General features: G+C 63.3%; 6 protein-coding genes. 3 read left to right on the forward strand and 3 right to left on the reverse strand.

What is annotated here, in order from left to right:
* Positions 1–57: 57 nt before the first annotated feature.
* Positions 58–699, reverse strand: coding sequence for a DUF6036 family nucleotidyltransferase (locus HPC46_RS33595; protein ID WP_233717022.1), 642 nt, complete (start codon positions 697–699; stop codon positions 58–60).
* Positions 699–1,217, reverse strand: coding sequence for a helix-turn-helix domain-containing protein (locus HPC46_RS33600; RefSeq protein ID WP_218894940.1), 519 nt, complete (start codon positions 1,215–1,217; stop codon positions 699–701). Before HPC46_RS33600 ends, HPC46_RS33595 begins: the two co-directional genes overlap by 1 nt.
* A 246-nt stretch (positions 1,218–1,463) precedes the next feature.
* Here HPC46_RS33600 and HPC46_RS35900 point away from each other — a divergent pair, with 246 nt between their 5' ends.
* Positions 1,464–2,510 (forward strand): C40 family peptidase, encoded by a 1,047-nt coding sequence (locus HPC46_RS35900; RefSeq protein ID WP_325096871.1) that lies wholly within the window; start codon positions 1,464–1,466, stop codon positions 2,508–2,510.
* A 103-nt stretch (positions 2,511–2,613) separates the two neighbouring features.
* Positions 2,614–3,681, forward strand: a complete 1,068-nt coding sequence (locus HPC46_RS33610) for a VldE C-terminal domain-containing protein (RefSeq protein WP_179476318.1) — start codon at positions 2,614–2,616, stop codon at positions 3,679–3,681.
* A gap of 32 nt (positions 3,682–3,713) precedes the next feature.
* Here HPC46_RS33610 and HPC46_RS33615 read toward each other — a convergent pair whose 3' ends face one another.
* A complete protein-coding gene (locus HPC46_RS33615) occupies positions 3,714–4,352 on the reverse strand; it encodes a helix-turn-helix domain-containing protein (protein WP_179476319.1) in 639 nt (212 codons plus the stop codon).
* A gap of 388 nt (positions 4,353–4,740) precedes the next feature.
* On the opposite strand from HPC46_RS33615, the gene HPC46_RS33620 reads away from it, so the two are divergent.
* The coding region (locus HPC46_RS33620) for a WhiB family transcriptional regulator (RefSeq protein WP_233717023.1) at positions 4,741–5,145 on the forward strand (405 nt) is incomplete at its 3' end.

Genomic DNA, 5,145 nt, shown 5'->3' on the forward strand with positions numbered 1-5,145 from the left:
CGGCGACTCCTACCGCATGAAAGACGCCCAACACCGGAAGGAGAACACCCAACCAACCTAGGAATCACCACACGGGGTGGAGACTTTTATCCGGCCACCAGCGGGTACTTCCATTTGGCCATTGACACCAGGGCTACTTGTGCGGTGATCAAGCCAATGTGCAGCTCGTTCGGCGGCTGGCCAATGCGCCTCTGGCACGGTGGCAAGGCGGGTACTGATCACACGCGGGTCTACAAGATTTGCGGTGATGAGTGCGTCGACGAAGTTCTGGTCCTTTTCTCGGAGAGCGCACAGTTTTGCCACACACAGGTCCTCCTTGTCGAGGCACCAACCGATGAACTGAGGTTCTCCCGATGGTGCGGCCGTATTCGGGTTCTGCACCTTGACGAGCCGACCACGCCATCCCTCGGGGAGGGCCGAGGTCTGCAGATCCACACCGTCGATGTTGAAGCCGTGAAGCTCCGCAAACGGGGAGAACTCGCCAGCTACTCCTTCGATTTCGTCTGCCAGACGGGCGATTTCGTCGCTACCATCCGCGATCGGCAGCACGTCGACTTCTGCTGACCTGGTGGCGTAGAAGGGCAGTTCATCTTCGGTGTAGGTCCCGAGGATCGCCTGTGATCCGACGATGATCACTTCAGTCAGGCCGGCGATTTGGCAGGCAGCCCGGATCGCGTGTTCGAGCTGGTCGCGTCGCATTAGCTGACCGATCGCAGCACGCGGATACGGTCCTCATCGGACAGAAGGCCACCCATCGGCGAGACCTCACGCATCTCGATGCAGTCACGGCTGAGGCCAGTCAAGACACGATGAATACCGGGGATATCGCCGTCGCTCAGCAGGGACTGCCAACGGTCGAGGTTGCGCGTGTGGGGCTGCCCGGTGACGTTGGACCGTAATCGTCCTAAATTACGTTCGGCCGCGGGTTGCCATTCGGCGAGGGTAGAACGTGTGAGGTGTTTGGCCAGCTCGCGGTGTAGTTTCCATGAGCGGCGCTCTGAGCGCGTGAGCTCGGGAGTGATTGGTTGGCGGGTGATTTCGAGCCGATAACCCATGCAGGACAACAGCCGGTCGAGCTGCTCATCACTGAGTTCAACCTTGTCAGAAAGGAACTGGCTGATGCTTGGCTGATGTACGCCGCTGAGCCGGGACAGCTCAGACTGGGAAGTGCCTGTTTTGTGCATCACCGTCCGCAGCACGCCGCTACGATCACTCATGCCTTACTATAGCATAAAATACTATAAATTCTGGGGGTTTGGCGGCTCGCACCCGCATGCTGCCCAGTAGCTGCGAGGTATCCAGATGCGACAGGTAGGAAATGCAGCACCTCGTGAGACCTCGACGCGAGACAAGTGTTCAGAAGTGCAGGTCAACGGCACGTGCTGATACAGCCAATCGCGCGAACCTATGATTGTGGCGTTGGTGGTGGCTGTTGCCGCTGGTCGTGGGTGATACTGCCGGTCATGTCCTTGCAGGGCCTGGTTGATGCGACCGCGGATGCGCTCGGTGGTGCCCGCGATATGTACGGCCAGGCTGCCCCGGCGTCTGGGTTGCCCTCCACCAGTGGGTTGCAAAGTCTCAAGACTGATCTGCGTGCGTCGGTGGACACGGTGCCGGCGACGTGGCGGGGGACTGGGGGAGAGGGCTACAAGCAGGCCGGCGGTAACGGGATCACCGCGTTGGACAACGTGATTGGTGCCGATAATCGGGTCGGGCCCCAGGTGGTCACGGCGTCCAACGAGTCCCGTGATGGTCGTTCGGGGATGAACGGTGTGGTCAGCGATACCCGGGCCGGTGTCAATGCCATCGCGCCGAGCACTGACACCCCGGCCGGGAAGACGGTCCTGGTCAATCACCTCGAAGGCCAGCTCGACCGCGCCAAAGCCCTCCTCACCAAATCCGAACAACGAAACATCGCTTTAGCGAACATGATTCGATCGGCCGGGGGCGGCTACGGCGGCGGCCGCGGTATGGGCGGCGGGATGCCCATGGGAGGCGGCGGAATGCCAATGGGCGGCATGGGCGGCGGCTCACCCATGAGCGCACTCAGCGGCCTCCCCGGAATGCTGTCCGGACTCGGCGGCTCCGACAGCCGGAGTCAAAACGCCGCACTCGGACGAAACCGGCTCGCCGGAGGGCTTGGCCTTCCTACCGCGACTGCTGCCCGCGCCGTGGCCTACGCCAAATCCAAGCTCGGCGCGCCCTACGTCTGGGGCGCAGAAGGACCCAACGCTTTCGACTGCTCCGGCCTCACCCAGGCGGCCTACGCCGAGGCCGGGGTGCGCATACCCCGTACAACCTATGACCTCGTGAACGCCGGTCAAGCTGTGAACCGCAACGACATCCAGGAGGGCGACCTCATCCTGTGCAACTGGTCGGCCCCGGGCACGCCTGAGCACGTGATGATGGCGGTCTCGCCGACGATGGCCATCGAGGCGCCAACCCCTGGCCAAAGCGTGAAGTTCTCTCCCATACCCAGCGGCCACATCGAGGTCCGCCGGGTCGCCTGACCGCCACGTTCGCAGAGGATGCACAGCAATTCCGTAGTGATCGCGCAGCGATTTCGCCGTTGGTGGTGGCCGTTGACGCAGGTGATAGGTGATACTGCCGATCATGTCCTTGCAGGGCCTGGTTGATGCGACCGCGACGGCCCTCGGTGGCGCCCGAGAGCTGTACGGCCAGGCCCCCAATGCGACTGGCTTGCCCTCGACCAGCGGACTGCAAAACCTCAAGATGGACCTGCGCACCTCCGTGGATACCGTGCCGGCGACCTGGGGGGGCAGAGGAGGAGAGGGATACAAGCAGGCCGGGGGCAACGGCATCACAGCACTGGACAACGTAATCGGCGCCGATGGCCGGGTGGGTCCGCAAGTTGTCACGGCCTCCAACGAGTCCCGCGATGGTCGGGCGGGAATGAACGGCGTCGTGAGCGACACCCGCAGCGGTGTCAACGCGATCGCGCCCAGCACCGACACCCCGGCCGGGAAGACGGTCCTGGTCAATCACCTCGAAGGCCAGCTCGACCGGGCCAAAGCGCTGCTCACCAAATCCGAGCAACGAAACATCGCAATGGCGAACATGATTCGCGCTGCGGGCGGCGGCTACGGCGGCGGCCGTGGTATGGGCGGCGGGATGCCGATGGGCGGCATGGGCGGTGGCTCACCCATGAGCGGATTCGGAGGAGGCGGGCTCAGCGGCCTCGGCGGCCTCTTCACGCCCGTGGCTAAGACCGCGCTTGCCGGTAGGTCGTCATCAGGGCAGGCGGGCAGCGGCAAGGGTGTTCCAGGTATGCCGGGGCTGGACCGGCCGGGGCTGGCCAACGAGGCCCGGCTGCAGAAGTACACCCGCCGCCTCAGCCGCGCCATCTCGGCGGCCTTCCCCGAAATCACCGATATCGGTGGGTACCGGGCGGACTCGATGAAGTGGCATCCCTCGGGGCTGGCGATCGACGTCATGATCCCGCAGTGGGATACCCCGGCCGGCAAGGCACTCGGCGACCGGGTGGTCGCATTCGTCCAGGCCAACGCGCAGGATCTCGGACTCGACCACGCGATCTGGCGCCAAGCGCAGCACAACGCTGACGGAAGCTCCTCAGGAATGAGCGATCGAGGATCGGCCAACGCCAACCACTTCAACCACGTCCACATCGCCAGCATCGGCGGTGGGTACAGCGGCTACTAGATCCTCGCCCTTACGCGCCGACACCGGTGGGGTTATTTCAGTGACTCAGCGGCCTTTTGGATGGACTCACGGCTTTCGTGAACTTCACGCATGACCGCTATCGCGTCGTCGAAGGAGTCGGCGTCGGGCAGGCTGGCCGCGATCAAACTCTCCATGTCACGCATGTTCGAATCCAGAGCGTTGAGCGCTGCCACGCGTGCCGAGGCATCGGCGAGGTCACTGGTCAACACCTCAAGGCAGACCGCGCTGATGGCCACGACAGCGGAGGCGATCGACAGTGCTTGTCCGTACTGCGTGGCGTTGCGCATCGCCGAGGCCGGGCCCGGAGCGGCCGGCGCGGCGCGTTCACGTCCTCGCGGCGGGATCTTCGGCGGGTCCTGGCCGTCACGAATGGCCTGAAATGTGCCGCGCGGCCACTCCAGCGCATCCTCCAGTTTCGGCACCGTGCTCACCCGTATCGGGCCGCCGCCACGTTCGAGCCTGGTCGCGGTACCCAGTGACACTCCGGCCAATTCGGCGAGTGCGCGCTGGCTCAAGCCCAGCTCGGCGCGCCGACGCGCCACGCAGTCCCGTAGCCGGACCAGGGACGGGTCGGCTGCATCGTCGCTGGCAGGCGTTGTTTCGCCCACCTCATCGTCGGTGTTGCCTTCCACACCCAAAGTGAACCACATGCTGGCCGAACAGACACGTATCTAGCTATGTGCCGGTTCGGCACCGCGATGAGCCTGCGCGGTGCACGCGCCACACGCTACTGATGGTCAACTAGAGGCCAAGAGCGGCGTCATCGGGAGTAGCTCAAGATGAATTTTTCTTCCTTTTTCGGGGCCGCTTCTCCGGTGGTGCCACGGCATGACTCCTCCGCAAAGTGCCAGTTAGACGGGCTGAAAGATAGCCGAGCGTCAGCGGAAAATGCCGTCATATTCGCCCAAATTTCGGGGTCGGGCGCGGACAGATGGAGATTAGTGCTGCACAACTACCCCAAGTTGGGGTTATGATCACCGCATGCTCAAGAGGGGCACAACTAACGATCACTTAACGCCCAACTCGGGAGGTAGTGCGATGACGCATCTAGTGGCCAACCCGGTCAAGATGGAAATCAACGGGCTCTGCAATTACTCAGCTGATCCGGAAGAGTGGTTCGACTACCGCAAGGCCAAGCAGTGCAAGCGGATCTGCGGCAACTGCCCGTTGCGCAAGGCCTGCGCCCGCACGGCACTGGCCGTGGAAGCCACCGATGGTGTGTGGGGGGGCGTCGACCTGCCCGGCGAACACGCCACGGTCGAGGAGCAGACCATCGCCCGCCGCCAGCTCGCCATGGTCGTCGCGGCTATGGACCAAACCGAGCGGAGTTGCATCCGGTTCGACTTAAAGCAACTTCCTGCTAACTGTGAAGTAGCAACAACTTTGGCCGTACCACTGTCTATTATCCACGACTACTACAAGACTGAAGCGCGGAAACAGGTG

The sequence above is a fragment of the Mycolicibacterium vinylchloridicum genome, from assembly GCF_013404075.1.
In the GTDB taxonomy this organism is placed as follows: domain Bacteria; phylum Actinomycetota; class Actinomycetes; order Mycobacteriales; family Mycobacteriaceae; genus Mycobacterium; species Mycobacterium vinylchloridicum.

Coding starts and splice junctions, on each gene's coding strand:
- HPC46_RS33615 (WP_179476319.1), bottom strand. CDS start 4,352: ATGTGGTTCACTTTGGGTGTGGAAGGCAACACCGACGATGAGGTGGGC.
- HPC46_RS33600 (WP_218894940.1), bottom strand. CDS start 1,217: ATGAGTGATCGTAGCGGCGTGCTGCGGACGGTGATGCACAAAACAGGC.
- HPC46_RS33595 (WP_233717022.1), bottom strand. CDS start 699: ATGCGACGCGACCAGCTCGAACACGCGATCCGGGCTGCCTGCCAAATC.
- HPC46_RS35900 (WP_325096871.1), top strand. CDS start 1,464: ATGTCCTTGCAGGGCCTGGTTGATGCGACCGCGGATGCGCTCGGTGGT.
- HPC46_RS33610 (WP_179476318.1), top strand. CDS start 2,614: ATGTCCTTGCAGGGCCTGGTTGATGCGACCGCGACGGCCCTCGGTGGC.